This window comes from Pseudomonas sp. P7758 (assembly GCF_013386485.1).
Classification (GTDB): Bacteria; Pseudomonadota; Gammaproteobacteria; order Pseudomonadales; family Pseudomonadaceae; genus Aquipseudomonas.
Genome location: NZ_JACARS010000194.1, coordinates 1 through 3,765 on the forward strand (window position 1 = coordinate 1; position 3,765 = coordinate 3,765).

A 3,765-nucleotide genomic window follows, 5' to 3' on the forward strand; every position below is an offset into this window, starting at 1 on the left:
TGTAAGAGCGGAACCAATACCAGCCATAACAAAAATAACGGATATACACCCTACCCCAAACCATTGGCACAGACACACAACCACTTGGCAGACACAACAATTCTTGCAATCGCCCCACAAGGCAGAATCCACTTGCAAGAATCTGCCAAAGCACCCGCGATTAGCAAAACACAATAATTCAGGGAGTGCCCCTAATGCGAAGCAACAGGATCAACGTACAGTCAGCGCTGGGTCTGGGCCTGCTTGTACTCGGCTTGAACAGCGCCCAGGCGGATTTACCGCCAGACACCATCGGCCAGACCACCCTGGCCTTTCCACCGGAAGCCCACCGCGCATTCGTGGTAGACGTCGAATTCGAAAGCTTCGTGGTCGGCCGCGTCACCGTGGTAGATCCCGACAAGAAGCGCGTCCTCGGCATGGTCCCCACCGGCTTCGCCGCGCCCTCGGCCCTGAGCCACGACCAGAAGACCCTGTACAGCGCCGACATCTACTATTCCCGCGGCACCCGGGGCGATCGCACCGATGTGCTCACCGCCTGGGACAGCTCCAGCCTGTCGCCCGCCTGGGAAGTGCTGATCCCGAACAAACGCGCCGAATCCCTGACCCAGCGCTATGGGCTGAAGACCAGCGGCGATGACCGCTTCGTCTACGTCTACAACTTCACACCCTCCACCTCGGTGACCGTGGTCGACACCCAGTCCCGCTCCGTCACCGCCGAAATCGCGATCCCGGGCTGCGTACTCAATTACCCGGTCGGCACTCGCCGCTTCGCCTCCCTGTGCGGCGACGGCAGCCTGCAAGTGGTGACGCTGAACGAGCAGGGCCAGGAAACCTCGCGCAACCGCACGCACTTCTTCGACCCCAACGCCGAGAAGCTCAACGAACGCGCGGTGAACGTGGGCGACACCTACTACTTCACCACCACCACCGGCACCATCCGCCCGGTAGATTTCTCCGGCGATGAGCCGAAAATCCTGCCGTCCTGGTCACTCACCACCGACGCGGAAAAGAAAACCGGCTGGGCCCCGGGTGGCTGGCAGTTGATGGCCGTGGCACCGAAACTCAACCGCATGTACGTGCTGATGCACGACAACCACGAGCCGATGAAGTGGGAAGACCCGAGCACCATCATCTGGGCCTATGACCTCAAGACCATGAAAAAGATAGCCACCCTGGAAGCCCCGACCCCGGTCTGGAGCATGCAGGCCACCGGCGACGACAAGCCCCTGTTGCTGGGCGCCGACGTCGAAGGCGGCTTGCAGATCTTCGACCTCAAGACCAACAAACTCACCGGTAGCATGGCCAAGGTAGCGAAGACCGCAACCCAGATCATGAGCTACTAAAGAGGTTCGGCCATGCATATCGACCCGATCTTCATCATTGCCAGCGCCCTCGCCATCGCGGTGTTGCTGGCCAGTGCCGCGACCCACAAGTTGCGCGCACCGGCACGCTTCGCCCGGCAACTGGCCGATTACCAGTTGCTGCCAGAGGCAGTGACTCGCCCCGCCGCCCGGGTAATCCCGTTGCTGGAACTGGTGATTGCCTTTGCCCTGCTGGTGCCGGCCAGCCGTTCCTGGGCCGCCCTCGGCGCCGCCGGCCTGATTGCACTGTACGCCGCCGCCATTGGCATCAACCTGTGGCGCGGCCGCCGGGACATCGACTGCGGCTGCGCAGGCCCCGACCAGGCGCAGCCGTTGCGGCCGATCCTGCTGTTGCGCAACGGCGCACTGGTGGCCGTGGCCCTGCTGGCCAGCGTGCTGCCGATTGCCCGTGACCTGGGTTTTTTCGACGGCTTCGTCACCGTCGCCGCCAGCGCCGTCGCGCTGCTGATTTACGCCGCAGCCGATGGCCTGCTGGCGAACTCCCCTCTTCTGCTCAAACTGATTGGTAGGTGATCAATGGAAGGCCTTATTGTTTCCAACGTACTGCTGTGGGTACTGCTGCTGGCGCTGGCGTTTGCCGTGATGGGCCTGGTGCGCCAGATTGGTGTGCTGCACGGGCGCATCGCCCCGGCCGGCGCACTGATGGTCGACAAGGGCGTGGCGGTGAATGAGCCGGCCCCGCAAGTCACCGCTTCCGACCGTAAAGGCCGCCCGGTGAACTTCGGCTATGCCGGTGAGAAGAACCAGTTGCTGTTCTTCCTCTCGCCCACCTGCCCGATCTGCAAATCCCTGTTGCCGGCGATCAAGTCCATCGCCAGGGAACAGGCTGACCGACTCGATGTGGTGTTTATCAGCGACGGCGACATGGAAGCCCAGCACGCGCTGATCACCGAACACAAGCTGGACGACGTCACCTACGTGGTCGGCCCGGAAGTCGGCATGACCTACCAGATCGGCAAGCTGCCGTATGCCGCGCTGATCGACAAGAGCGGCACCTTGCGCGCCAAGGGCCTGGTCAATTCCCGCGAGCACCTGGACAGCCTGTTCGAAGTCGAACACCTGAAAAGCGCGACGCTGCAGGAATACCTCAACAGCCAGCCGCAGCCCCACGACCACAGCCACGGCCATAGCCACTGATTAAGGCAGGGAGACTCTCATGAAATTGCTGGATCTGTTATTCGAGCGCTCGACCCGTCGCCTGGCCGACACCACGTCGCGACGCAAACTGTTGGCCCGTATGGGTTCGCTGATGGTCGCAGGCGCCGCGTTGCCCCTGCTACTGCCCCTGGACCGCACCAGCAAGGCGCTGGCTGCCGATAACCCGAAAGCCGGTGACCCGGGCGACCCGAACAGTTGCGACTACTGGCGCTACTGCTCCATCGACGGCTTCCTGTGCAGTTGCTGTGGCGGTTCGGTGACCTCCTGCCCACCGGGCACCGAGGCGTCCCAGGTGACCTGGATCGGCACCTGCCGCAACCCGGCGGATGGCAAGGACTACATCATTTCCTATAACGACTGCTGCGGTAAGCAAAGCTGCGCCCAGTGCGCGTGCACGCGTAACGACAGCGAGGAACCGGCATACCGGCCGTTCAACAACAACGATGTGAACTGGTGCCTGGCGGCCAAATCCCACATCTACCACTGCACGGTCTCGATCATTCGCGGCGTCGCGGTTTAACTCACCCTTGTGGCGAGGGAGCTTGCTCCCGTTGGAGTGCGAAGCGCTGCCAGAGATCTTGGGGCCGCAGCACAGCCCAACGGGAGCAAGCGCCCTCGCCATAGGTCAGTGCAAGAGGCTTGTCATGCGTACGTTGTTTTTGCTGAGCTTGATGTGTGTCTTCGCCACCCCGCTCGCCCAGGCTCGGGCCATTCCCAATCCAAACCAGAAGCACGCACCGGGCAATGAGTCGCCGCAAACGCCGATCGCCCAAGCCGGGTACAGCGTGGCGACCAACTATCAGCTGCAGTGTGCCGGCTGCCATCTGGGCAGCGGCATGGGCTCGGCGGCGAACGACACACCGAGGATGACCGGGTTTGTCGGCAACTTTCTGAAGGTGCCAGGCGGGCGGGAGTTTTTGGTACGGGTGCCGGGGATGTCGCAGTCGGCGCTGAACGATGGGCAACTGGCGGATTTGCTGAACTGGCTGATGCGCCCGGACGGGATGGCGGGCAAGAGTACGCCGGTGGATTACAAGCCCTATAGCGCTGCGGAAGTGACTGAGTTACGGCAGAAGGCGATGCTCAATCTGCCGGGCACAAGGGCGGGGTTGATCAAGGAAATGCGGGCGCAAGGGATTGCGATTGAAGATGGAATGCCCAACTGAACGAAACGCGATCCAAATGTGGGAGCGGGCTTGCTCGCGAATGCGGTGTGTCAGTCACC

At 62.3% G+C, this 3,765-nt stretch carries 5 protein-coding genes; all 5 read left to right on the forward strand.

Annotated elements, in window-relative coordinates; translation table 11 throughout:
* The first annotated feature begins 194 nt into the window (after positions 1–194).
* The gene (locus tag HX873_RS29915) at positions 195–1,343 is read left to right on the forward strand and encodes an amine dehydrogenase large subunit (protein WP_003208872.1); all 1,149 of its coding nucleotides are present in this window, start codon (positions 195–197) and stop codon (positions 1,341–1,343) included.
* A gap of 12 nt (positions 1,344–1,355) precedes the next feature.
* Positions 1,356–1,895, forward strand: coding sequence for a MauE/DoxX family redox-associated membrane protein (locus HX873_RS29920; RefSeq protein WP_008431061.1), 540 nt, complete (start codon positions 1,356–1,358; stop codon positions 1,893–1,895).
* A 3-nt stretch (positions 1,896–1,898) separates the two neighbouring features.
* Positions 1,899–2,519 carry a methylamine dehydrogenase accessory protein MauD gene (gene mauD / locus HX873_RS29925; protein WP_003208875.1) on the forward strand — a complete coding sequence of 207 codons (621 nt, stop codon included), beginning with the start codon at positions 1,899–1,901 and terminating at the stop codon, positions 2,517–2,519.
* A gap of 19 nt (positions 2,520–2,538) precedes the next feature.
* Positions 2,539–3,060 (forward strand): methylamine dehydrogenase light chain, encoded by a 522-nt coding sequence (locus tag HX873_RS29930; protein WP_003208877.1) that lies wholly within the window; start codon positions 2,539–2,541, stop codon positions 3,058–3,060.
* A 124-nt stretch (positions 3,061–3,184) separates the two neighbouring features.
* Positions 3,185–3,706 (forward strand): cytochrome C, encoded by a 522-nt coding sequence (locus HX873_RS29935; protein ID WP_102606077.1) that lies wholly within the window; start codon positions 3,185–3,187, stop codon positions 3,704–3,706.
* Positions 3,707–3,765: the final 59 nt, after the last annotated feature.